General features: G+C 71.7%; 22 protein-coding genes. 12 read left to right on the top strand and 10 right to left on the bottom strand.

Annotation, left to right across the window (positions count from 1 at the left end; translation table 11 throughout):
- Nucleotides 1-5 precede the first annotated feature (5 nt).
- Complete coding sequence (locus LN042_RS03590) at nt 6-1,361, top strand: MFS transporter (RefSeq protein WP_230048286.1); 1,356 nt, start codon at nt 6-8, stop codon at nt 1,359-1,361.
- Between the two features lie 495 nt (nt 1,362-1,856).
- On the opposite strand, the gene LN042_RS03595 is transcribed toward LN042_RS03590, so the two are convergent.
- Nucleotides 1,857-2,396 (bottom strand): PadR family transcriptional regulator, encoded by a 540-nt coding sequence (locus tag LN042_RS03595; protein ID WP_230048480.1) that lies wholly within the window; start codon nt 2,394-2,396, stop codon nt 1,857-1,859.
- 126 nt (nt 2,397-2,522) lie between these two features.
- Between LN042_RS03595 and LN042_RS03600 the strand changes: the two genes are divergently transcribed.
- Complete coding sequence (locus LN042_RS03600; RefSeq protein WP_230048287.1) at nt 2,523-3,299, top strand: alpha/beta fold hydrolase; 777 nt, start codon at nt 2,523-2,525, stop codon at nt 3,297-3,299.
- Between the two features lie 20 nt (nt 3,300-3,319).
- On the opposite strand, the gene LN042_RS03605 is transcribed toward LN042_RS03600, so the two are convergent.
- The 4 genes from LN042_RS03605 to LN042_RS03620 all read right to left on the bottom strand — a co-directional run bounded on the left by LN042_RS03605 (nt 3,320) and on the right by LN042_RS03620 (nt 7,965).
- The gene (locus LN042_RS03605; RefSeq protein WP_230048288.1) at nt 3,320-3,766 is read right to left on the bottom strand and encodes a hypothetical protein; all 447 of its coding nucleotides are present in this window, start codon (nt 3,764-3,766) and stop codon (nt 3,320-3,322) included.
- Between the two features lie 112 nt (nt 3,767-3,878).
- Nucleotides 3,879-5,399: a multicopper oxidase family protein gene (locus tag LN042_RS03610; protein ID WP_230048289.1), complete on the bottom strand. Its 1,521-nt coding sequence runs from the start codon at nt 5,397-5,399 to the stop codon at nt 3,879-3,881.
- A 275-nt stretch (nt 5,400-5,674) separates the two neighbouring features.
- The gene (locus tag LN042_RS03615; RefSeq protein WP_230048290.1) at nt 5,675-6,751 is read right to left on the bottom strand and encodes an iron ABC transporter substrate-binding protein; all 1,077 of its coding nucleotides are present in this window, start codon (nt 6,749-6,751) and stop codon (nt 5,675-5,677) included.
- 248 nt (nt 6,752-6,999) lie between these two features.
- Nucleotides 7,000-7,965: a GlxA family transcriptional regulator gene (locus LN042_RS03620; protein ID WP_230048291.1), complete on the bottom strand. Its 966-nt coding sequence runs from the start codon at nt 7,963-7,965 to the stop codon at nt 7,000-7,002.
- A 128-nt stretch (nt 7,966-8,093) separates the two neighbouring features.
- On the opposite strand from LN042_RS03620, the gene LN042_RS03625 reads away from it, so the two are divergent.
- The gene (locus tag LN042_RS03625; RefSeq protein ID WP_230048293.1) at nt 8,094-8,387 is read left to right on the top strand and encodes a putative quinol monooxygenase; all 294 of its coding nucleotides are present in this window, start codon (nt 8,094-8,096) and stop codon (nt 8,385-8,387) included.
- 78 nt (nt 8,388-8,465) lie between these two features.
- On the top strand, nt 8,466-9,098 hold the full coding sequence (locus tag LN042_RS03630; protein ID WP_230048295.1) for an MSMEG_1061 family FMN-dependent PPOX-type flavoprotein: 633 nt from the start codon (nt 8,466-8,468) through the stop codon (nt 9,096-9,098).
- Between the two features lie 48 nt (nt 9,099-9,146).
- On the opposite strand, the gene LN042_RS03635 is transcribed toward LN042_RS03630, so the two are convergent.
- Nucleotides 9,147-9,557, bottom strand: coding sequence for a RidA family protein (locus LN042_RS03635; RefSeq protein ID WP_230048297.1), 411 nt, complete (start codon nt 9,555-9,557; stop codon nt 9,147-9,149).
- Nucleotides 9,558-9,857: 300 nt separating this feature from the next.
- Here LN042_RS03635 and LN042_RS03640 point away from each other — a divergent pair, with 300 nt between their 5' ends.
- The 3 genes from LN042_RS03640 to LN042_RS03650 all read left to right on the top strand — a co-directional run bounded on the left by LN042_RS03640 (nt 9,858) and on the right by LN042_RS03650 (nt 11,990).
- Nucleotides 9,858-10,625, top strand: a complete 768-nt coding sequence (locus LN042_RS03640) for a DUF72 domain-containing protein (RefSeq protein ID WP_230048299.1) — start codon at nt 9,858-9,860, stop codon at nt 10,623-10,625.
- Between the two features lie 7 nt (nt 10,626-10,632).
- Nucleotides 10,633-10,911: an acylphosphatase gene (locus LN042_RS03645; protein WP_230048301.1), complete on the top strand. Its 279-nt coding sequence runs from the start codon at nt 10,633-10,635 to the stop codon at nt 10,909-10,911.
- A 188-nt stretch (nt 10,912-11,099) separates the two neighbouring features.
- The gene (locus tag LN042_RS03650) at nt 11,100-11,990 is read left to right on the top strand and encodes a G1 family glutamic endopeptidase (RefSeq protein ID WP_230048302.1); all 891 of its coding nucleotides are present in this window, start codon (nt 11,100-11,102) and stop codon (nt 11,988-11,990) included.
- 98 nt (nt 11,991-12,088) lie between these two features.
- Here the strand turns inward: LN042_RS03650 and LN042_RS03655 are convergent, their stop codons facing one another.
- The 3 genes from LN042_RS03655 to LN042_RS03665 all read right to left on the bottom strand — a co-directional run bounded on the left by LN042_RS03655 (nt 12,089) and on the right by LN042_RS03665 (nt 14,580).
- The gene (locus LN042_RS03655; RefSeq protein ID WP_230048304.1) at nt 12,089-12,871 is read right to left on the bottom strand and encodes a hypothetical protein; all 783 of its coding nucleotides are present in this window, start codon (nt 12,869-12,871) and stop codon (nt 12,089-12,091) included.
- A gap of 186 nt (nt 12,872-13,057) precedes the next feature.
- Entirely contained in the window at nt 13,058-14,023 is a 966-nt protein-coding gene (locus LN042_RS03660) for a helix-turn-helix domain-containing protein (protein ID WP_230048306.1), read from the bottom strand.
- Nucleotides 14,024-14,151: 128 nt separating this feature from the next.
- Nucleotides 14,152-14,580 carry an SHOCT domain-containing protein gene (locus LN042_RS03665; protein WP_230048307.1) on the bottom strand — a complete coding sequence of 143 codons (429 nt, stop codon included), beginning with the start codon at nt 14,578-14,580 and terminating at the stop codon, nt 14,152-14,154.
- 828 nt (nt 14,581-15,408) lie between these two features.
- On the opposite strand from LN042_RS03665, the gene LN042_RS03670 reads away from it, so the two are divergent.
- The 5 genes from LN042_RS03670 to LN042_RS03690 all read left to right on the top strand — a co-directional run bounded on the left by LN042_RS03670 (nt 15,409) and on the right by LN042_RS03690 (nt 20,931).
- Entirely contained in the window at nt 15,409-15,984 is a 576-nt protein-coding gene (locus tag LN042_RS03670; protein WP_230048309.1) for an IS607 family transposase, read from the top strand.
- A complete protein-coding gene (locus LN042_RS03675; RefSeq protein ID WP_230048481.1) occupies nt 15,977-17,620 on the top strand; it encodes a transposase in 1,644 nt (547 codons plus the stop codon). The genes LN042_RS03670 and LN042_RS03675 overlap by 8 nt, the downstream gene beginning before the upstream one ends.
- Before the next feature lie 396 nt (nt 17,621-18,016).
- Nucleotides 18,017-18,493 carry a hypothetical protein gene (locus LN042_RS03680; protein ID WP_230048311.1) on the top strand — a complete coding sequence of 159 codons (477 nt, stop codon included), beginning with the start codon at nt 18,017-18,019 and terminating at the stop codon, nt 18,491-18,493.
- A gap of 195 nt (nt 18,494-18,688) precedes the next feature.
- Nucleotides 18,689-20,020, top strand: coding sequence for a VWA domain-containing protein (locus LN042_RS03685; protein WP_230048483.1), 1,332 nt, complete (start codon nt 18,689-18,691; stop codon nt 20,018-20,020).
- 2 nt (nt 20,021-20,022) lie between these two features.
- Nucleotides 20,023-20,931: a peptidase gene (locus tag LN042_RS03690; protein WP_230048313.1), complete on the top strand. Its 909-nt coding sequence runs from the start codon at nt 20,023-20,025 to the stop codon at nt 20,929-20,931.
- Between the two features lie 64 nt (nt 20,932-20,995).
- Here LN042_RS03690 and LN042_RS03695 read toward each other — a convergent pair whose 3' ends face one another.
- Nucleotides 20,996-21,376: a tautomerase family protein gene (locus LN042_RS03695; RefSeq protein ID WP_230048314.1), complete on the bottom strand. Its 381-nt coding sequence runs from the start codon at nt 21,374-21,376 to the stop codon at nt 20,996-20,998.
- Nucleotides 21,377-21,394 lie beyond the last annotated feature (18 nt).

Below are 21,394 nucleotides of genomic sequence, written 5' to 3' on the forward strand. Positions count from 1 at the left end.
CGTGCATGTTCTCATCTGTGGGGCGCCTGCTGCCCGGGGCCTACCGCCCGCTGTTCGCCGTCCGCCCGTTCCGCCGCCTGCTGCCCGTCTTCGCGCTGTCGGACCTGGGGGACGGCATGAGCACCGTGGCCGTTGCCTGGCTGGCGCTCTCGCTGGCCCCGCACGGTGGGCAGGGCACGCTGGTCGCGGTCAGCGTCGCCGCGTACACGCTGCCGGGCGCGCTCGGCGCCCTGGTGCTGGGTCGCTGGCTGCGGCGGTTGTCGGCGCAGCGGCTGCTGGTGGCCGACGCCGTCCTGCGGGCCCTGCTGCTGGGCGCGATCCCGGTCGCGCGCCTGACCGGCACGCTCGGTCCGGCCGGCTACGTCGTACTGCTGGGCGCCTCCTCGCTCCTCCACGCGTGGGGAAAGGCCGGCAAGTACGCCCTGTTCGCGCCGCTGCTGGACGACGGTGTGCGGCTGGCCGCGAACACCGTGCTGAGCACCAGCCTGTCGGTTGCGACAGTGCTCGGCCCGGTGCTGGCAGGTCTGCTGGCGGGCACGGCGTCGCCGGCGTGGATCATCGGCCTGGACGCGGTCACCTTCGTCGTGCTCGCCATACAGGCCAGTCGGATCGTTCTGCCGGCGGCACCGGCCGGGTCGCCCGGTGCCGGTAGCGCGCGCCAGGGGCTGGGAGTGCTCCGGCGGCACCCGGAACTGCTCGGACTGCTGGTGCTGACGTGGCTGTTCAACCTCGCCTACGGGCCGGTCGAGGTCGCGCTGCCGTTGTTCGTCGTGCGCTCGCTGAGCGCCGGCGCGGGCCTGCTCGGCGCCTACTGGGCCGCGTTCGGCGCCGGAGCCGTCGTCGGCGCGCTGGGCGCCGGAGCAGCCAGGCGACTGCCACTGTGGCCGACCATGTTCGCCATCGTCGCCGGCCACGGCATCGCCCTGCTGCCCTTCACGGCCGCCCACACCGCCGTGCCGTCACTGATCGGCTTCGCCCTTGCCGGGGTCGTCTACGGACCGTACTCCGCGCTGTCGCTCTCGCTGCTCCAGGACAGGGCGCCGAGCGGATCGCTCACCACCGTGCTTGCCGCCCGTAGCGCGGTGCTCATCACCGCCTCGCCACTGGGCGCCACACTGGGCGGGCTGCTCCTGAACCGCGTGGCCGCTCCGGTCCTGCTGGGCGGCTGTGGCATCGCCATGATCCTCACGGCCGCCCTCGCCGCCGCCCTCCACGGCTGCCACGCTTTGAGGCGGCGTCAGCGAGCCGTCACGCCCGCTGTCCCGACCCCGGGCGCGGGCCCCTCGCACGATGCTGCCTCCGGCGCGCAGGCGACCTCTGCCTCAGCCTGGCGCGGGGCGTCGAGCAGCACCGGCGCCTGACAAGATCGGACTGGATGCCCTCACCGCGGGCTGCGGCTACGCCCTTGCCGACGGATGCGCGACCAGCTCGACCAGGCGTAATCCGTGCCGGTTGCCGGTGGTGGCAAGGTCCGCAGTGGCGTTCCACCCGGTATTGAGAGGACGTTCTGAGCCGCTTTGCCTGATTCTGCTATTGGCCCGGGTCAGGAGGGCTGGTGGGCCGGGAGTCCGGGTGGGGTCGCATCGGTAGCAGGTCCTCGGCCCCGGGTGACGAACGCCGCGAAGTCCCGCGTTACGCCAGGTCCTTACGCATCAGCCCAGGGCGCTGGAAAGGGTGGACATGATCCGGCGGGCGGTGACCTCGCCCCGGTGGTGGTCGAGCTGGGCGGTAACGAACACCTGCCACGCCCGGCGACGGCCGTACCGCGGAGCGGCCGGCCCTCTCGGCCCCGTTCGCGCCGACATGCGCGCTGGCGAGGTCCGACTGGCCGCAGGACGCGCCGTCGGCCTGGCGCGTCAGTTCGTGTCAGCCGCGGAGGTGAGTGCTTTCAGGGTGGTGTCCAACCAGTGCAGCTCGGTGCGGCTGGTGGCGCGGGCGATGGTCAGCAAGCCCTGGCGGAAGGGGTCGTCGAACTCCCCGGCGGCAAGCGGGCGTTCGCCCTCGTAGAAGAAACTGCTCGGCTCCTGGAGGAAGGCCAGGCGGCGGCGGAGGACTGCGGCTTGCCGGTCAGGGTCCGCAAGGTGGCGCAGGAAGGCCAGGACGGTGAACCAGTGGTTCTCGTCACTGATCTCGACACCGTCGGCCTCACGCAGGCGGCGGCGCAGCTCCTCCCGGCCCTTGCCGGTCAGGGTGAGGACGTGGCGGGGTGCCGCCCGAGTGCCCGGCTCGGTCTGCCGGCTCAGCAGTCCGGCTTTCTCCAGTCGCTTGACGGCCGGATAGAGCGTGCCGTCAGCGATCGGCCGGACGTGGCCGGTGAGATGCGCGACGCGCCGCTTCAGCTCGTAGCCGTGCAGCGGCTGCTCGTACAGGAAACCCAGGATCGCCAGTTCCAACACCACGCCATCATGCCTCACCATCTCTATACATCGGTGCCGATGTATAGTCTCGGCGATGCTTTCGGACGGCCGGGCGATCGGCGACCGGGCACCCGACCGAGCGATTCGAGTGATCGAGGAGGAGTCATGCGCGACGCCAAGGTGACCCCCGGAGGGGCGCGAATGCGCTGGGTGGAGATGCCCGGAGACCCCCGGCTCGCCACCCGGGTCTACCTGCACGGGCTCGGTGCCTCCGCCGCGCCGTACTTCGCGGCTTCCGCCGCGCACCCTGCCCTGGCAGGCCACCGCTCGCTGCTGGTCGACCTGCTGGGCTTCGGTATCAGCGACCGCCCCACCGACTTCGCCTACACCCTGGAGGACCACGCCGACGCCGTGGCGACGGCCCTGGAGGCGGCCGACGTCCAGGCGGCGGACGTCATCGGGCACAGCATGGGCGGCGCAGTGGCCATCGTGCTGGCCGCCCGCCACCCGCACCTGGTCGGACGGCTCGTCTTGGTCGACGCCACCCTCGACCCGGCGCCCGTGGGGCACGGCCGCCCCGGGCCGAGCGGCATCGCCGCCTACACCGAGGAGGAGTTCCTCGCCGGTGGGTGGCGCCAGGTCCGCGAGAGCGTCGGACCGCACTGGTGGTCCACCATGCGCCTGGCCGGGCGCGAGGCGCTGTACCGCAGCGCGGTGCACCGGGCCCTCGGCACCCAGCCGGCCATGCGCGACATGCTGATGGCCCTGCCGATCCCGCGCACCTACCTGCGGCCCGAGGCCGACCAGCCGCTTCCCGGCGCGCAGGAACTCACCAGGGCGGGAGTCGAGGTGGTGTCGATCCCGGACTGCGGGCACAACATCATGCTGGACAACCCGGAGGCCTTCGCCCAGGCCACCGCCCTTGCCCTGCGCGAGGTCTGACACAGCGGGAGCCGCACCGCTCACCCCTCCGGTCGGCGAGACGGCGGCTGCCACGGCGAGCAGCGCCCGCGCGCCGCGCCGGCGTGGCCCCCGGCCAGGCGCTCGGCGCCGTCGAAGACGACGCGGACGGCATCACCCGGGTGCAGCCGGTTGTCGCGGTCCAGCAGGCGCGGGCCCGGGACAGGAGTGCCGTCGGGCTGGCGCACGGTGGCGTACCAGCGCTGGTCACGGTCGATCACGGTGTGTTCAACGGAGACGACCACAGCATCGGTGGTGTGGCCGTGTAGGACGAATGGGAGTTGGACGGCACTGGAGGCGCCGGGGAGCCAGGCGAGGCCGGCCAGTGCCCACACCGCGACCGCTGCCTGGCAGCCGACGTCGATGCCGGCCACGAAGAGGAAGACGACGGCGGTCATCAGCGCGTAGCAGAGCGCCAGCCCGGTCAGCGCCCAGGCGTTCAGGTACACCTCGCCGACCGCCTCCCGCTGTGGTCGGCCAGGCCCACGGTCTGGGTGGAACCGTAGGTTCCGTGGCATGTCCCACCCGCGCTTCCGCAGGTGGGACGGGGTGTAGCAGCGCCTACGGGACGACGTTGATGAAGCTCATCATGCCGTTGTCCTCGTGGGCGGCGATGTGGCAGTGGAACATCCACGGGCCGGGATAGTCGGCGAAGGCGATCCGGATCACCACTCGACCGGGGACCCCGTTGGTTTCGTGCGGGACCACGACGGTGTCCTGGCGGTGGGTGTAGCGCTTGGGGTCGCCGTTGACCGAGACGACCTGGAAGGCGGTGGTGTGAAGGTGGAACGGGTGGTCCTCACCGGCGGTGTTGGTGATGGTCCACTGCTCCACGGTGCCCAGCTTGGCCGGGGTGTCGAAGATCGAGGAACCCGCGCTGAACTGCTTGCCGTTGATGTAGAACACGGTGCCGTCGGAGTTCTCGGAGAGCTGCAGGTTGCGCTGCTGGGCGATCGGCTCGGTCGCCAGGTCGGCCGGGGCGGTCGGCATCGGGCCGGTGACGGTGGGGAGGCGCTTGGCCGGACTGCCGGCGACCTTGAGGGTGGCGAGCGCCGTGTCCGGGTACTGGTCGCCCTGCGGGCCGTTGCTGTAGGCGGTGGTGCGCAGGGTGGTGGTACCGGGTGTGCAGTTGGCGGTGACCAGCACGTCGTACCGCTTGCCGGGGGGCAGCAGCAGGATGCTCGGCGTGGTGGTCTGGGCGACCGGGGTCCCGTCCTCGCCGATCACGGTGAAGCTGTAGCCGTCGAGCTGGAGCTGGTAGAAGATGTCGGCCCCGGCGTTGACCAGCCGCCACAGCTGGGTCTCGTTCGGCTTCATGGTGAGCACCGGTCGCAGCTGACTGTTGACCAGGCGCACGGTGGGGGCGTTGGAGTCGATCGAGTTGCCGCCGGTGTTCTGCGGGATGTGCCCGGTCGCGTCGATCTGAGCGTCCTTCAGCACCAGGGTGTGCGTGGTGATGTTGCGCAGGTCGCGGGGCAGCAGGGTGCGGTCGTCCCCGACGATCAGCGCGCCGGACAGACCGGCGAAGATCTGGTCCTCGACGTCACCCGGCATCGGGTCCGTCATCCCCGACATGTCGTACGAGCCGGGCGAGGTGCAGCTGGTGCCCATGGCGTGGCTGTGGTACCAGAAGGTGCCCTGCGGGTGGTCGGCTGGAATGGCCAGCTTGTAGGTGGTGGTGGCCCCCGGGGCCACGCACAGGAACGGGTCGTCCGACTGGCCCGTGGGCGACACGTGCAGGCCGTGGAAGTGCAGGTTGGTGGCGACCGGCAGGTGGTTGACCAGCTTGATGGTGACGGTCGACCCGGGCTGCGCCCGGATGGTGGGGGCGGTGAAGGTGCCCGAGTAGGAGTCGCCGGAGACCTTCTTGCCGCCCACCTGGAACGCGGTCTGGCCGGCGCCCAGTGTGATCGTCACATTCTGCTTGGCGCCGGTGTCGGCGTCGGCCGGGTCATGGAAGGCCAGCCCCGGCTTCATGCCCTTTTCCTGCACCGCGGTGGACGGCGGCTGCGTGTCGCCGGGCGAGGCGGCCATCGCCTCGGTGCCGACCGCGGCCGAGATCAGCAGCGCCACGGCGGTCATGGCGTGGATGGTGCGTCTGGTCCGCCGTATGCGTAGTCGGTGGCTTTCACGCATCGTGATGTCCCTGGACATCTGGTCTCCGAAAGGGTGGATTGATTGGGGTCGTGTGGTGCTCACTCAACCTTTCCGGATCCCAGGGATATCGGACAAGCGTTTGCCTCAAATATGGCTGTTCTTTGTCGGCTCAGCATCTTGACATACTGCATGTGGGGGCATAGCAAAGGCCCGCCTTCGGTGACGGGTCGTCACCGAAGGCGCGCCGGCTCGCCGTCAGCTCAGAGCAGACCGGCGTCCTGGAGGAGCTGGAGCGCCTCTTTTCCGTCACCGAGGTCGGCGACGTTGGCCATGGTGCCGATCGAGTCGAGCGGCGGCAGGTTCTCCTTGCTCTTGACGCCTGCCACCAGCGGGTACTCGTAGCTCTGCGAGTCGGCGATCAAGGTCTGAGCGGGAGCGCTGGCCAGATAGGCGAGGAACGCCTGGGCGGCCGGCTGGTGCTTGCTGCTGGCGAGCACGCCGGCACCGGAGACGTCCACCAGCGCGCCGGCGTCACCCTTGGCGAAGTAGTGCAGCGCGCTCTTGGTGGCCGCCTGGCCCTTCTCGTCGCGCAGCCGGTACCAGTAGTAGTGGTCGATCACGCCGCCCTGCACCTCCCCGCTGTTGACCGCGGCGGACAGATCCTCGTTGCTGTCGTAGCTCTTGGCGTTGGCCTTCAGCCCCTGCAGCCACTTCTTGGCGGCGTCCTCGCCCTGGGACTTCAGCACCCGGGTGACGATCGGGGCGAAGTCGGTCTCGCTCGGCGCGATGCCGAGGCGGCCCTTCCACTCCGGCTTGGCCAGGTCGAGCACGGAGGTCGGCGGGGCGGTGTCCGCCGGGGTGCCGGTGGTGGCGACGAATGCGGCGGTGCGGGCGGAGACCCCCACCCAGTCGCCCTTGGGCGAGCTGTCCGCGGCCGGCACGGACTTGAGGGTGTCGTCCGCCACCTTGGTCAGCAGCCCCTTCTCCTCAAGGATCGTCAGGGCCGGCGGGTTCTCCGCGTAGAACACGTCGGCCGGAGAGGCGGAGCCCTCCTGCAGGATCTGGTTGGCCAGCTCCGCCTCGTCGCCCGAGCGCAGGTTCACCTTCACGCCGGTGCGCTTGGAGAAGTCGTCCGCCAGCGCCTTGGTGGTCTGCTCGTGCTGACCGCTGTACACCGTGATCGACTGGCCCACCAGCGCCTGGCCGCTGGCCGGCGCGGCGGCCGCGGCCGGCGAGGCGTCCGAGCCGGCGCCGCCGCCCGACCCGCATGCCGTCAGGGCCAGACAGGAGGCGGACAGGATGGCGATCGCGGCGGTGGCACGCGCGGTTGTGGACACGGTGGGCTCTCTCTGGTTCGGGGCCTGACGAGAGGACTCTAGAGGAGGTAAGCCTTGCCTAACAAGCGGATGGCTGAAAGTTGGAGAACCGTTGACGTCCGGCTCCCGTTGGCGGCCGGTTCCGCCGACGCCTCTCCTCGGGCCCGCCGCGGCCGACCGCTCCGACGGTGGGCCGGTGACCGCCCCCCACCGCCCGAGCGGTGCGGGCCGGTCCCTCAGCGGCCGCCCCGGCGGTGCGGGCCGGTCCCTCAGTGGCCGCCCCGGCGGTGCCCGCCCGCCGTGACGCCCGTCCGCTCGCGCAGCAGCAGCCGCAGCGACCCGGCGTTCTCGTAGCCGACCCGCCGGGCTATCACCTCGATCGGCTGGTCGGTGGTGCGCAGCAAGTGCACCGCCTGCTCGATCCGCAGCTCCTGGACGAACCGCACCGGCGAACTGCCCAGCACCGCACGGGTGGTGCGCTGCAGTGTGCGTTCGCTGATGCCCAGCGCCCGGGCGGCGGCCTTGACGTCCAGCGGCTCGTCCAGCCGCTGGCGGGCCCAGCGCTCGAAGGCGGCCACCGTGGGGTCGCTCTGGGCCAGGGTGCTGGGCAGGGTGTGCGCTGTCTGCGAGGGCCGCTCGTCTATCACCAGGTGACGGGCCACCAGGTCGCTCAGCGCCGGGCTGGCCCGCCGCACCAGGGTCAGCGCCAGATCGACATGACCGAAGGCGGCGCCCGCCGTGGTCACCCCGTCCGAATGGGTCACCATGGCCTCCCGGTCGAGGTGGACGCGCGGGTAGCGGCGGCCGAAGTGCGGCGCCAGCCACCAGGTGGTGGTGGCGTGCAACCCGTCGAGCACTCCGGCCTCGGCGAGCAGGAAGCTGCCGGCGCAGGCGGTGGCGATCGGGGTGCGGCGCTCCCGGGCGCGGCGCAGCAGCTCCCGGGCCGGGGCGAGGCCGGGGCCTGCCACCAGCTCGATCAGCTGGTCCGGGTCGAACCGCGCTACGGCGGGCACCAGCAGCAGGTCGCAGTCGGCGACCCGCTCGACCGGGGCGACGGCGACGGTGAGTCCGGCGCCGGTGCGCACCGTCGGAGTGAAGCCGACCGTTTCGACCTCCCAGCGCGGCGGCGGCTGCGGCAGCCTGTCGCGCAGCCCATTGGCGCAGTGCAGGATGTCCAGCACCGCCGTCAGGCCGGAGTCGAACACGCCGTCAAGTACCAGAACACTGATCCGCATGTCGGAAACGGTATCGGATGTGTCGTTCGCGCCACTGCGATGGATGATCGAGGAGACCGTAGCTTTCTGTCCAGCGGCCGGGCGAGGTGCCCGGCCGACGACGGTGACGACGGAGAATGGAGCACCCCATGTCGAAGCTCGGTTTGCTGGTCCGGATCGAGGCGAAGCCCGAAGGCGCCGAGGCGGTCGGCCAGTTGCTGCGGGACGCGGTGGACCTGGCCCGCGCCGAGGAGGGCACGGTCAGCTGGTACGCCTTCCAGGAGGGCCCCACCGTCTTCGGTGTCTTCGACACGTTCGACGACGAGGAGGGCCGCGATGCCCACCTCAACGGGCGCATCGCCGACGCCCTTCGGGAGATCGCTCCCACGCTGCTGGCGGCGGCTCCGGAGGTCAAGCGCACGACCATCCTCGCCGTCAAGTAGCTGCTGATCGCATGGCCCCTGTCGCTTGATCGGATACCCTCGGCCTCTCGATCGGCTATCGAGGGGCAGGGGGCCGTCATGCGGACGGATCTGGTCGAAGTGACGTCGGCGGACGAACTGAGGGAACTGCTGGGGGAGATCACGCCGGCGGCAGCCGACAAGGTGCGGCCCGGCCTGCACGAGTACGACAAGGCCTGGCTGGCCGCGTCGCCGTTCTGCGTGCTCTCCACCTCGGCGGCCGACGGGAGTTGCGACGCCTCGCCGAAGGGCGACCCGGCCGGCTTCACCCTGGTGCTGGACGACACCACGATCGCCATTCCCGAGCGGCCCGGCAACCGGCGTGCCGACGGGTTCCACAACGTCCTCTGCAACCCGCAGGTCGGCTTGCTCTACCTGATCCCCGGTCGCCCGGACACCCTTCGGATCAACGGCCGGGCCCGGATCCTGCGGGACGCACCCTTCTTCGACCGGATGGTGGTCAAGGGACACCGTCCCGAGCTGGCCCTGCTGGTCGAGATCGAGCAGGTCTTCTACCACTGCCCCAAGGCCCTGTTGCGCGGCGGCCTGTGGAAGGCGAAGGACTGGCAGCTGCAGGCCGCGCCGTCCCGTGCCCGGATCGCCAAGCTCCTGGAGCAACGCCCGGAGGCGTTGCGGGAGTTGGAGGAGTACTACGGCCCCCGGTACGGCGAGAGGCTGTACCACGGTTCCTGAAAGGAACCGGGCGACAGGATGGCGCAGTGCCGGCCTCCTTGGAGCAGGTCAGGAGTCCAGTACCGCCGCCACCGCCTCGATCTCCACCAACTGGTCGCTATAGCCGAGCACCGTGACGCCCATCAGGGTGCTCGGCACGTCGTGGTCGCCGAAGGCGTCACGCACCACCTGCCAGGCGGTCACCAGATCCTGCTGCCGGCTGGAGGCCACCAGCACCCGGGTGCTGATCACGTCCTCCAGCGCCGCACCGGCATCACCCAGCGCGGTCCGCAGGTTGGCCACGGCCTGCGCGGCCTGGCCGGCGTAGTCACCGACCGCGACGGTCGCCCCGTCCGCGTCCAACGGGCAGGCCCCGGCGAGGAAGATCAGCCGCGCCCCGGCCGGCGCGGTGGCCGCATAGGCGTACTCGGCGACATCGGACAGCGAGGCGGAGCGGATCAGGGAGACGGCGCGCGGCACGGGAAGTCCTTCCGGAGGGCGTAGGGCAGGGACCCGAAGGGCGGAGCGGTTGCCCCGCGGGGAGGAGGCCGGCCCCGAGGTCGGAGCGGGCCGCCGTCATCCTGCCAACCGGCGGCGGGCGGGTGCACCCGGTTTTCGGCCTCGGTCCGGACCGGGCTCCGCCGGCGCCTCCGGGACCCCCGCGCGGTCGCACGCAGCGCGAAACGAGCGCCGCGGCGGCCTACGATCGGGGAGAGGGGCCGCGGCGGTCGTGAGCGACCGGTGCAGCCCGGGCACCGTACAGCGAGAGCGTTCGAAGCGATGGTCCTGTTCGTCGGCACCTCGGGCTGGCAGTACGACGACTGGCGCGGCGTCCTCTACGAACCGGGGACACCGCGCCGGCAGTGGCTCGCGCGGTACGCGGACCGGTTCGCCACCGTCGAGAACAACGCCGCCTTCTACCGGCTGCCGTCACCCGACACGTTCGCCGCCTGGCGCGACCGGACGCCGCCCGGCTTCCGGATGGCGGTCAAGGCGAGCCGCTACCTCACGCACGTCAAGCGGCTGCGCGATCCCGCCGAGCCCGTCCAGCGGCTCTGCACCGCCGTGGCCGGCCTGGGCGACCGGCTCGGCCCGGTCCTGCTCCAGCTGCCGCCCACCCTGCGGGCCGACGCCGGGCTGCTCGACGCCTGCCTGGGGTGCTTCCCGCCGCGGCTGCGGGTGTCCGTCGAGCCGCGCCACGCGTCGTGGTGGACGCCCGCGGTGCGCTCCGTGCTGGCCGGGCACAACGCGGCGCTCTGCTGGGCCGACCGCCGGTCCCGCCCGGTCACCCCGCTGTGGCGCACCGCCGACTGGGGCTATCTGCGCTTCCATGCCGGGCTGGCGCACCCGTTCCCCCGGTACGGTGGGCAAGCGCTCGGCCACTGGGCGGCGCGGGTCGCCGAGACCTGGCCGGACACCGCCGACGTCCACGCCTACTTCAACAACGATCTCGGCGGAGCCGCCGTTCTCGACGCCACCGCCTTTGCGGCGGTCGCCGCCCGCCAGGGCCGCACCGTCGCGCCCGTCCCCGTCCTTACGACCCGATGAGGTACCCGTGATCCGCAATCGAGTGATCGTCACCGGCGAGGTGCAGGGAGTGTTCTTCCGCGACAGCTGCCGCATGCTGGCCGAGGAGAACGGTGTGAACGGCTGGGTGCGCAACCTGCCGGACGGCAGTGTCGAGGCCGTCTTCGAGGGGCCGCCGGCCGGCGTCGCCCAGCTGCTCCGCTGGAGCCACCACGGCCCGGACGGCGCGGTGGTGGAGCACGTCAGCCAGCACGAGGAGACGCCCGAGGGGCTGACCTCCTTCGAGGTGCGGCCGAGTCCGTTCTGACGGCGGGCGCGCCGACCGGCCCGTATACCACACCGTGCGGGTACCGATGACGTTTGGTGACACGTTGTCATCCGGGCAGCCCTCGCTGACTTGTCGCCCGTCGGGCAACCGGCTTGCCTGGTGCTAGCTCTGCTGCTGCGTCAGTGGTGGAGCCAGAGCACCATCCCCACCCCCTTGAGGGAGCAAGCATGCCCGCACCACGTCGTCTGGCGCTCACCACCTCGGTCTCCCTGCTGGCGGCCCTCGGCACCGCGGCCCCCGCACTCGCGGCTCCGACCCACCCGGCCACCTCGGCCCTCCCGGCCGCGGTGGCCGGCCCGGCCGCCCAGCGGCGCGCGGCGTTCCCCGGCCACCCGCCGCTCGTCCACCACCTCGCTGCCCGCCGGCACCGGGCCGGGCCGATGATCCCGGGCACGGGACCCGTCCACCCGGTCGGACCGCACGGCGAGGCGCCGGCCAACCAGGACTACAGCGCCAACTGGGCCGGGTGGGCCGCCAACCCGCAGAGCAACACCGGCCCGTACCGGAACGTGAGTGCGAGCTGGACCGCGCCGACCGCCGGCTGCACCACTCGGAACACCTACTCGTCCTTCTGGGTCGGCCTGGACGGCGACGGCAGTGACACCGTCGAGCAGACCGGCACCTCCGCGGACTGCTCGGGCGGCTCGCCGGTGTACTACGCGTGGTACGAGATGTACCCGGCCTACCCCGTGGAGTTCTTCGACCCGGTGGTGCCCGGCGACCAGATCACCGCGAGCGTCGTCGCCGACGGCGCGGGCGGCTTCACCCTCACCATCAACGACTCCACCCAGCGCTGGCAGGAGACCGTCACCCAGCAGCTCCCCGGAGCCCGGCTGGCCTCCGCCGAGGTGATCGCCGAGGCGCCGAGCAGCTACTCCGGGGTGCTGGCGCTGACCGACTTCGGCACCGTCCGGTTCACCGGAGCCAGCGTCAACGGCGGTCCGGTGCAAGCCGCCAACCCGTCGAAGATCGACATGGCCGCCAACGGCGTGGTCAAGGCCACCACCTCGGACCTCTCCGGCGGCACCGACTTCTCGGTGGCCTGGCAGAGCTCCTGAGGAAGCCGCGACCGCCCGGCGACCGGTCGAGACGCCGATGCGGCGCCGGGGCACGCACCACCGTGCCCCGGCGCCGCACCGGGCGCGCTCGGCCTGGATCAGCTGTTGCTCAGCTTCTCGGCTTGGTACATGCCGCAGGCCGCCGTCTGGAAGTAGCCGGCCGAGACCCAGTAGCCCGACGGGATCGGGGAGTCCGCGCAGGCGGTGATGCCGTTGTAGACGATGCTCAGCGTCCCGCCCAGGTACTGGCCGCAGCTGCTGAGGGTGGAGTTGCCCGTGATCACGTAGTTGCCCGGGATCGGCGAGTTGCCGCAGAATTGCATGCCGTTGTAGGCGGCGGTGAGGTTCGCGGCCTGGTAGATGCCGCAGGCCCCGAGCGTGTAGTTGGCAGTGATCACGTAGTTCGACGGGATCGGCGAGTTGCCGCAGATCTGGATGCCGTTGGACACGGTCCTGATCACTTCGCTGTAGTACTGGCCGCAGGGTCCGGAGGGGCCTTCCGAGGTGATCACGTAGTTGCCCGGGATCGCCCCGTTGCCGTTGCCGCAGACGGTGATGCCGCTGTACGGGGTGTTGAGGGTGCCGCCCTGGTAGCTGCCGCAGTTGTTGGTGGTGTAGTTGGCGGTGAGCACGTAGCCGCCGGGGATCGGCGAGTTGTCGCAGATCTGGATGCCGTTGTACGGAAGCTGGATGGTCTCGGTGAGGTAGCCGCCGGTACAGGTGTTGGTGAGCGTCTCCGAGGTGATCACGTAGCCCGGCGGCACCGGCTGGCTGCCGCACACGGTGGCCGCCTGCGCGGTGGCGCCGAACCAGACCAGGCCGCCGGCCACCATGGCCAGCACCGCGACCATGCGCCCCAGCCAAATTCCCGCGAACTTCATGGGTCCCCACTTCTCTCGTGCCGATCCGGGACGGACCGGGCATGACCTGCCGTCATGGCCGTGGGTTCACGGCCGATCGGCTCGGCAACCACACTGGGGCGGGCGCGGTGCGGCAGCCAACAGCAGCCGGGCACGGACAAACAATCGTGGAAAATCCCCGTCGTCGGCCCCTGCGCGTCCTCGGGATCAGGGGCTGCTGCTCGCCCAGCCCTGATTGGCGTCGACGGTCGCCAGCGGTGCCACGGAGGTGCCGCTCGCGGTGCCGAAACTGACACAGGTCGGGGTGGGTGTGTCGATCACCACCAGCGGGTTGCGCGCACTGGTGTCGAGCTTGGCGAAGAGCAGGACGGTGCCGCCGACGGCCTGGGCCGGGTCGCCCGGGTTGACGGTCACCGGGTGCCGCCAGACCCACTCGCCCCAGGTGATGGTGGTCGGCACCTCGACGGTCTGCCCGGTGGGGCTGGCGAGTTGGGCGTAGACCTGCCCGGCGTAGGCCTGGGCGTACTGGTAGACCCAGTGGGTCCGCGCCTGGCAGCCGGAACCCCGGGCGGGCCACGGCGGCGGCGAGGGGGCGGGGACGACCACGACGGAGGGCATCAGCGTCGGCCGGGAGGCGGTCGCGGCCGCCGCGCCCTGGGTGGGGTGCCCCGGCAGCGCGGCGCCCACCGGGATGCCGACGGCCAGCCCGACGACCAGGGCCGCCAGCGTCCGCACCCGCGGGCTCGCCATCCATCGACGCGGCCCGGGCGGTGGCGCGGGCGGTTCGAGCGGCTCGGCGGCGGGCTCCGGCGGCTCGGCGGCGGGACCTTCGGGTGCGGGGCCGGCGGGAGCCGAACCGGGAGTCGGGGGCGCCGGGTCCGAGGCGGCCGCCCGTGCGACGGCCGCCTGGGCTGCCTGGGCCGCCTCCCAGCGCTCCCGCCACGGCGCCGTCTCGGTGTGGCCGCAGGCGTGCACGAAGGCCTCGACCGTCGGCCAGGTCGGCAACTCCACGCCGCCGGCCGCCTCCGAGAGCGCCGATATGGAGCGGTGGGCCCGCCGACTCATGGTGGCGAACGTGGGGTTCCCGGCGGCTTCGCGGGCGGCTCGCAGCAATGCGGCGAACTCGGCCACCGGGCCGCCGGACATGTCCAAGTCGCGCTGCCTGCGGCCCATTCGTGCCCTTTCCGGTCGGATCTCGTGTGCCGGGCGGTACTCTGGCACATCCGGAGGCCGGGCGGAGCAGCGCTTTTCGGCCGACTGGCCGTGATCGGGGGCGTCGCGGCGGGAGTTCGCCGGGCGGCTCAGCCGAGCAGCTTGTCCTTGGCCCGCTGGTACTCCTCCTCGCTGATGGCACCGCGGTTCTTCAGATCGGCCAGCTTGGCCAGTTCGTCGACGTGGCTCGGGGCGCCGCCGCCCGCCCCGCCGGTGGCGGCGTCGCCCGGTTCGCCGGCGGCCGCGTCGCGGATGTAGGCCCGGAAGGCCGCCTCGGACTGCTTGGCCTGCTCCGCGTCGCGCCGGCCCATGCCGTGCCCGCGGACGACCAGGTAGATCAGGATGCCCAGGAACGGCAGCACGATCACGAAGAAGAGCCAGCCCGCCTTCCCCCAACCGCTCAGGTCGTGGCTGCGGAAGATGTCCGTGATCACCTTGAAGAGCAGGAAGAACCAGAGGATCCAGAGGAAGAACTCCAGCATCGTCCAGAACACGTTGAGCAGCGGATAGTCGTGCATCGAAGGCGCTCCTTCGCGGGCCGGCCAAACGGCGCCGCCAGCGGCGTCGTCATACGGGCGGGACGGACGGCTGATCAAGGCAGCCGTACACGCGATCGTATGACCGGTAGGTCCGTCTTGCCCGATTTGGTGCGCCGTGCGGTGCCGCGGCCGACGGGAGCAGGTGGTAAGAAGTCGGCCCTGGGTTGGGCGGCGGTGCCGGCCTTCGAGGCGGGCCACGACATTGCGTTGCCCGAGCCGTCCGCGACCTTCGTCGCGGAGGTCACCGACGGTACCCGGCAGCGGTCGCCGGAGTACGGGCCCGTCCCGCCGGCCGGAAAGTGGTCGCGGGAGGGGTCTTCAGCTGCTGGCCTTCGAACCCGCGTTCGACATAATTCGCCTCTCCTGGAGGCGTGAAGTGCCCGCTGGCCTGCAGACTCTCCGCTTGCGGCCCGAATCGCCCGTTTCTCTAGGCATAGGGAAACGGGCAGGTCAGCGGCCTGGCCGATCGAGCCAATGGGCCAACAATGGGCCGAAGAACGGTAGAGACAAACCCCTCTGAACCGGGGCAAGTTGGCGATCGCGGGGCGAGGTCCGTGATCGACGCTCTATCGTCGATCATGCGGCGGCTGCGAGACGGCCTTCGGCCGGGTCCTCGAAGACCGCACCGGAGAGCCTCGCCACCTGCGGAAACGCGAGCGCCTAGAGAAACGACCTGCGGCAGCCGAGAAGGTGAAGCCGCAGGCCAGCGGGCATGCCGTTGCTCCAGAGGCTTCGAATTACGTCGAACCCGGGTCGAAGTCGGGAAAGGCAGCGTAACCATGTGTGAGTGAGTGTCGTTGTCAGAGCGTGAACCTCACGGAGTGGGCGAAGACGCAGGGCGTGCATCCGCAGACCGCGTATCGCTGGTTCCGCGAGGGGACGTTGCCGGTACCAGCTCAGCGGGTCGGTCCGCGCACGATTCTGGTGAACATCGAGGCGAATGCCGCACCGGAGGTGGTGGGCGGTCTGGGCCTGTATGCCCGCGTCTCCTCGCATGACCAGAAGGCCGATCTGGAACGGCAGTTGGCGCGTCTGGTCGCTTGGGCGGCCACTGCCGGTCATCGTGTCGTGCGCGCGGAGTCCGAGATCGGGTCGGGCATGAACGGCGCCAGGTCCAAGGCGAAGCGGCTTCTGGCCGATCCGGACGTGACCACGGTCGTGGTCGAGCACAGGGACCGGCTGGGCCGGATGAACGTGGAGCTGATCGAGGCCGCGCTGTCCGCGATGGGCCGTCGTCTGGTCGTCCTGGACGAGGGCGAGGCCGAGGATGACCTGGTACAGGACATGGTAGATGTCCTCACCTCGTTCTGCGCGCGGCTGTATGGGCGCCGGTCGGCGAAGAACCGTGCCCGCAAGGCGTTGGAGGCCGCCGGGCATGGCTGAGCCGTATAGGCCGCTGCGTGCCGTCGCCCGGTCGTTCGTCGCCGGCGGTCCGTCGGGTGTGAGTATCCGTGATCGGCTCAAGGATCTGACGCCCGAGGACGAGAGGGTGTTGCGGCTGGTGGGCGCGCATATGGGTCGGCTGGCCTGTGGTGATCTGGCGCGTCGGTGCCGCGAGGGCCTGGAGCATTCCACCGACACGTGGGCCGCGCGCAAGCGTGAGCTGACGGCCGAGTCGTCCTCGCGCTGGGCCGGATCGGTCACCGCCGGCACGCATGACCAGTGGGGCGTGTCCCGTCGCGCGCAGCACGCGCACCTGCTGTCCCTGGATGCGGGTATCCGCACGATCCGGCACCGCCTGTCCCTGCCGATCGGCGAGGCGGGCCGCCGGGGCGAGCCGGGTGGCTACCGCAGTCGGCACGAGTGGTTCGTCAAGACCCGGCGCCTGGCGGCCCTTGAGGACCGGTACGAGCTCGTCCGTGCCGAGCGTGAAGCGGGCCGGGTGAGTGTGGTGCGCGGCGGGCGGAAGATCCTCAACACCCGTCACCACCTGGCCGCCGCCAGCCTGAGCGAGGGCCGGTGGCGCGAGTGGTGGGAGGCCGCGCGCTGGTTCCTGACCGCTGACGGGGAGTCCGGCAAGCGCTACGGCAACGAGACGATCCGCGTCACCCCCGACGGCGAGGTGAGCATCAAGCTGCCCACTCCGCTCGCCGACCTGGCGAACGCGAAGCACGGCCGGTACGTCCTTGCCGCCACGGTGGGATTCCCACACCGGGGCGAGGAGTGGCGCGATCGGATCGAAGCGAACCGGTCCGTGGCCTACCGCATCCACCTGGACGTTCAACGCGACCGCTGGTACCTGGACGCGAGTTGGACTCGTAAAAACCTTCCCGTCGTGCCGCTGGAGACGCTGCGGGCACAGGGCGTGGTCGGCGTGGACACCAATGCCGACCACCTCGCCGCCTGGGTACTCGACCAGCACGGCAACCCGGTCGGTGGGCCCCGCCGCTTCGACTACGACCTCACCGGTACCGCCACCCACCGCGACGCGCAACTGCGTCACGCCCTGACCCGCCTGCTGCACTGGGCCAAGGCCACCGGCGTCAAGGCCATCGCCGTCGAAGACCTGGACTTCACCGATTCCAGGACCCGGGAGAAGCACGGCCGCAAGAAGCGCTTTCGGCAGCTCATCTCGGGCATCCCCACCGGCAAACTCCGCGCGCGCCTGCTGAGCATGTGCGCGGAAGCCGGGCTCGGCGTCATCGCCGTCGATCCCGCCTACACCTCCAGGTGGGGCGCGGAACACTGGCAGAAGCCGCTCACCACCACAAACCGCAGGACCAGCCGACACGCCGCCGCCTCGGTGGCCATCGGCAGGCGCGCCCTCGGTCACCGGATCAGGCGACGGACGGCACCGCCCCGCGCACACCAGAGCGATGTGCACGGGCATCGGACCGCCCAGGCCCGACCCGGCGACCGAGGGAGTGAGGGAAACCGCCCCCGCATCCCCGGACCACGGACACGATCCGTGCGCGCCAGACGCGGCAGGAACGCGGTGGACCAGAACGCCCAAGACCGTTCGGGGCGTTCGGCTGAGCACGGGTCCTGGCAACAGGACTCACTTCCGCTCAGTCTTTAGGAACGGTTCGCGACCCGCGGCGGAGCCGGCGCCGATCGGCTCGGACGCCGCCGGTCGCCCGGAGTGCCGAGTGCCGAGTGCCGACCGACCGGGTGGGAGTCCGATCGCCGCGATGCCGCGGGCTGCCGACCGGAGAGGGCCGCAGATGACGTCAACTAGCTGACACGGGAGCTCACTTGGCGTCACAGCGTGGCGACCGTCACGCTCCGGGTTCCAGCCAATGCGTGTCTGAAACCTTCACTTCTCGTCTCCGTGGCCTTCATTCTGATGAAGCGTCAGGTAGCGTCTTTGGTGCAATATCACATTGCGACGGCGTTGGAGTGCCCGACGCCGTGCGCCGCCCGGTGTTCATCGCCCGGCGCGCCTCACTTCCTCGACTCCGGAAGGACGACACCCATGTCCCGATCCCTGTTGCTCGCTGCCGGCGCGGCGAGCCTCGCGCTGCTCGGCGTGGCACCGCAGGCGGCCGTCGCGCAGCCGGTCACCGTGCGTTCGGCGGCGGACGCGCAGCCGGTCTGCGCCGGCGGCCTCCAGGCCGGGCTGGCCACCACGGTCTGCGCCACGGTCTCCGGCGACACCGTCTCCGTCACCGGTCAGATCGCGCTGGCCGGTCCACCGAGCGACCCGACCGGCACCGGCACCGGCGGCGGTCCGCAGCCCCGGCTGCTGGACGTCCAGCTGGCCGCCGACGCGGTCGGTGGTGCGAACCTGGCCACGGCCGCGCAGAGCGTGCCCTTCACCGCCTCGACCGTGGCGCTCACCCCGCTCGACACCAGCGCGCCGTGCGGCTCCACGGTGCACGCGAGCCTCGCGGTCTCCGCCTACCCGTGGGCCCCCGCGCCGGTCGCCGTGAACGTCCCGGTCGCCTGCTGACCCGCGCCTGACGCGGCGTCACCGGCCGGTCGAACGGCCCCGCCGCACCCGGTGGAAGCGGGTGCGGCGGGGCCCCGGCACGACGGTACTCCGACTGGTCGTCATGCGCACCACTGGTGCACGGCCGTACCACTACCGGCGGCCGCGGTTCCAATTGGCCCGGTCCAGCTGATGGTTCATAGGATGCGCGCCGTGATGATCATCCGACGACGATTGCCGGGCCGCCCAGCCGCGCTGCTGACGGCCCTGTTGACCATGGCCTTCGCCACCCTGGGCGTGCTGCCCGCGCAGGCCGACAGCCCCAGTCCCAGCCCCACGGAGCAGACAGCGGGCGGCGACGTAGCCCCCAAGGTCGATCTGGTCCTGGACGTCAGCGGATCCATGGGAATCGCCGACATCGACGGCCGCAGCCGGATATCGGTCGCCCAGCAGTCCATCGACGATGTCATTGACGCCCTGCCTTCGGAGGCTGAGTTCGGCATCCGCACCCTGGGCGCCACCTACCCGGTCAGCGACAAGACGGACGGCTGCACCGACACCAAGGTGCTCTACCCGATCGGCCACACGGACAAGGTGGAGGCCAAGACGGCCGTCGCCACCCTGCGTCCGACCGGCTGGACCCCGATCGGCCTGGCGCTGCGCGGCGCGGCCCAGGACCTGGGCACCGGCGCGGCCACCCACCGCGTGGTGCTGATCACCGACGGCGAGGACGACTGCGCCCCGCCGGACCCGTGCGACGTGGCCCGCGAACTGGCCGCCCAGGGCACCCACCTGGTGGTCGACACGCTCGGCCTGGCCCATGACGACAAGGTCCGCCAGCAGCTGCTCTGCATCGCCAACGCCACCGGCGGCACCTACACCGACGTGCACAGCCAGCAGCAGCTGACCGACCGGCTGAAGCAGTCGGTCCAGCACTCCGACAACAGCTACCGCGCCACCCCGGCGAACATCACCGGCACCGACCAGTGCGCCACCGCCCCGCTGCTCTCGCCCGGCGTCTACGCCGACCGCGAGAAGTTCGGCGAGCACCGGGTCTACCGGGTCCCGGTGAAGGACGGCCAGGAGCTGCGGGCCTCGGTGAGCGTCACCCCCGACCGGGCCGTGGCCCGCGACTACGGCGTGCTGCTCCAGGCCACCGACGCCGGCGGCCAGGAGCTGGTGCGCGGAACGGACGCGGGCAGCGGGCGCACCGACGTCGCCTCCACCGGCCTGCGCTGGTCCGCGGCGCGGAGCGCCTCGCCGACCGCCACGGCGACCGGCAGCACCGGCGCCGTGGCCGGCGACCAGGTGGTCTGCCTGGTGGTCAGCAACTCCTTCGCCGGCCAGCCGGGCGTGCAGACCGACCCCGGACTGCCGCTGGAGCTGACCGTGGACGTCAAGGCGGCCTCGCCCGCCCCGGACGGTCCGGCGCTCGGGCTCGGCCGCGGTTGGATCATGCTGCTGGTGCTGACCGGCGCCGGGCTGGTCTGCGGGCTGCTCTGGGGCTGGATCGCGCGTTGGCGGATCCGGATCTGGCAGGAGAACTGACCATGCGTAGCACCCGTACCCTGCCGGCCGCCCTGCTGGCCGCCGGCGCCGCCCTGACCGGCGTGGCCACCGCGGCCCCGGTGGCCGTAGCCGACACACCGTCGCCCACGGCCTCCGCCGGCTCGGCCGCCCCGGTCACCACCTCCGGCACCTCGTTCCTGACCGCGACCACCCTCGCGCCCGGCCAGGACGCGGTGGTGGCCGGCTCCACCGGCGACTACATGTACTGGGCGTTCGGCGCCTCGGCCGGGCAGACCGACACCGTCACGGTGAACGTCACGTTGCCGCAGGCCTCGGACCGGCACGGCCCGCAGACCTGGACGGTGGACCTCTTCGACGGCCTGCGCCGCCGCCAGGCCTGCACCGCCGGTCCGCAGAGCGGCACTGCCGACCAGAACACCGGCACCCTGGCGCTGAGTTGCACGCTGCGGCAGATCCGCTCGTGGGCCGAGCCGTGGTCCGGCGACCCGCTGCCCGGCAGCTACTACGTGCGGCTGTCGGTCACCGACGTGCCGCAGAACGACCTCGGACTGGCCACCCAGGTGCGGGTGCACGTCAGCGGCAAGGGCAGCGCGGACGACGCCCAGCCGGAGGGCGGCAGCCTCAAGGCGCCGCTGGTGCCGCCGGTCAACCCCGGGGCCACCGGCGCCCCGACGGCGGCCGCCACCCCGGGTGCGTCGGCCGCCCCGTCGCCTGGCGGTGCCACCGTCGCGGTACCGGCCGCGGTCACGTCGCACTGGTACACCGACCTGTTCTCGGGGTGGAACGACCGCTGGTTCTGGACCCTCGGCGGCGCCGCGCTGGCCTCGCTCGCCGGCATCGGCGGCTACACCCTGACCCGCCACCCGCGCGGCCACCGGCGCACCGTGGAGCGGACGGTCACCCGGGTGGTCGAGACCGAACGGACCTGACGGGACGTCGGAACGGGTCCGGTGCCGCAGGCGGGCGCCGGGCCCGTTTCCGTTCTCCGGTGCGTCAGGCGTACTGGGCCAGGCCGTGCCCCAGGGACCAGTCGACGGACCGGTTCTCGGTGAGCGTGATGAACACGTTGCGCGGCTCGGTGCCCGCGTACTCCTGGGCGAGCTCGGCGATCCGGCGGTAGAGGGCCCGCTTCTGGGCGGGGGTGCGGCCGGCGCGCAGGGTGATGGCGACGTAGACGATGCCCTCGTCGCGGTGCACGCCCGGGTAGTCCCCGGCCCGCAGGGTGCCGCTGCAGCCGTCGTGGCCGGTCAGCACCTGGAAGTGGTCGTCGGCCGGGATGCCGATGGTTTCGATCAGCGCCTGGTGCACCGCGCGGCCGAGCGCGTCGAGGCGCGCGGCGTCGGCGTGCAGTGCGTCGATCCGGACGAACGGCATGGCGAGTCCCCCCTGGAG

The organism is Kitasatospora humi, assembly GCF_020907985.1.
Taxonomy (GTDB): domain Bacteria; phylum Actinomycetota; class Actinomycetes; order Streptomycetales; family Streptomycetaceae; genus Kitasatospora; species Kitasatospora humi.

Bases quoted from the DNA above. Each gene is read 5' to 3' on its own strand.
- LN042_RS03660 (WP_230048306.1), bottom strand. From the start codon at position 14,023: ATGGGCCGCAGGCAGCGCGACTTGGACATGTCCGGCGGCCCGGTGGCC.
- LN042_RS03630 (WP_230048295.1), top strand. From the start codon at position 8,466: ATGCGGACGGATCTGGTCGAAGTGACGTCGGCGGACGAACTGAGGGAA.
- LN042_RS03685 (WP_230048483.1), top strand. From the start codon at position 18,689: ATGATCATCCGACGACGATTGCCGGGCCGCCCAGCCGCGCTGCTGACG.
- LN042_RS03610 (WP_230048289.1), bottom strand. From the start codon at position 5,399: ATGACCGCCGTGGCGCTGCTGATCTCGGCCGCGGTCGGCACCGAGGCG.
- LN042_RS03640 (WP_230048299.1), top strand. From the start codon at position 9,858: ATGGTCCTGTTCGTCGGCACCTCGGGCTGGCAGTACGACGACTGGCGC.
- LN042_RS03600 (WP_230048287.1), top strand. From the start codon at position 2,523: ATGCGCGACGCCAAGGTGACCCCCGGAGGGGCGCGAATGCGCTGGGTG.
- LN042_RS03675 (WP_230048481.1), top strand. From the start codon at position 15,977: ATGGCTGAGCCGTATAGGCCGCTGCGTGCCGTCGCCCGGTCGTTCGTC.
- LN042_RS03620 (WP_230048291.1), bottom strand. From the start codon at position 7,965: ATGCGGATCAGTGTTCTGGTACTTGACGGCGTGTTCGACTCCGGCCTG.
- LN042_RS03650 (WP_230048302.1), top strand. From the start codon at position 11,100: ATGCCCGCACCACGTCGTCTGGCGCTCACCACCTCGGTCTCCCTGCTG.
- LN042_RS03680 (WP_230048311.1), top strand. From the start codon at position 18,017: ATGTCCCGATCCCTGTTGCTCGCTGCCGGCGCGGCGAGCCTCGCGCTG.
- LN042_RS03625 (WP_230048293.1), top strand. From the start codon at position 8,094: ATGTCGAAGCTCGGTTTGCTGGTCCGGATCGAGGCGAAGCCCGAAGGC.
- LN042_RS03690 (WP_230048313.1), top strand. From the start codon at position 20,023: ATGCGTAGCACCCGTACCCTGCCGGCCGCCCTGCTGGCCGCCGGCGCC.
- LN042_RS03665 (WP_230048307.1), bottom strand. From the start codon at position 14,580: ATGCACGACTATCCGCTGCTCAACGTGTTCTGGACGATGCTGGAGTTC.
- LN042_RS03655 (WP_230048304.1), bottom strand. From the start codon at position 12,871: ATGAAGTTCGCGGGAATTTGGCTGGGGCGCATGGTCGCGGTGCTGGCC.
- LN042_RS03695 (WP_230048314.1), bottom strand. From the start codon at position 21,376: ATGCCGTTCGTCCGGATCGACGCACTGCACGCCGACGCCGCGCGCCTC.
- LN042_RS03590 (WP_230048286.1), top strand. From the start codon at position 6: ATGTTCTCATCTGTGGGGCGCCTGCTGCCCGGGGCCTACCGCCCGCTG.